This is a genomic window from Actinoplanes sp. NBRC 103695, assembly GCF_030269485.1.
Taxonomy (GTDB): domain Bacteria; phylum Actinomycetota; class Actinomycetes; order Mycobacteriales; family Micromonosporaceae; genus Actinoplanes.
In genome coordinates, this window is sequence record NZ_BSTL01000153.1 from 1 (window position 1) to 270 (window position 270).

Annotated in this window: 1 protein-coding gene; it reads left to right on the forward strand. The window is 70.0% G+C overall.

Going from position 1 to position 270, the window contains the following annotated elements:
* Window positions 1-17: 17 nt before the first annotated feature.
* Window positions 18-270, forward strand: a 253-nt coding sequence (locus tag QSK31_RS48665) for a hypothetical protein (protein ID WP_285692023.1), incomplete at its 3' end; no start/stop codon positions are given.

The window sequence follows — 270 nt, forward strand, 5'->3', positions numbered from 1 at the left end:
AGCAGCCGCATACCACCGTGGCGTTGCTGGGGCCCGGCTGGCGGGTGATCGACCCGCCGCCGCGTGCGGTGGTCTTCGAGCCGTCCTCCAGCAGTCTGTTCGTGTCGGTGCGGAGCCGGGCGTCGGGCAAAGGGCTTCTCGGCGGGTCGTGGGATGCCGATTTCGTCGGCCCGTTGCAGGCGAAGGTTGCTGAGTTGTCGGAGCGGCTGGAGGTGCCGCATTTCCGGTTGAACGGCCGGCGGGGTGAGGTGCTGGACGGCAGGTCGACCC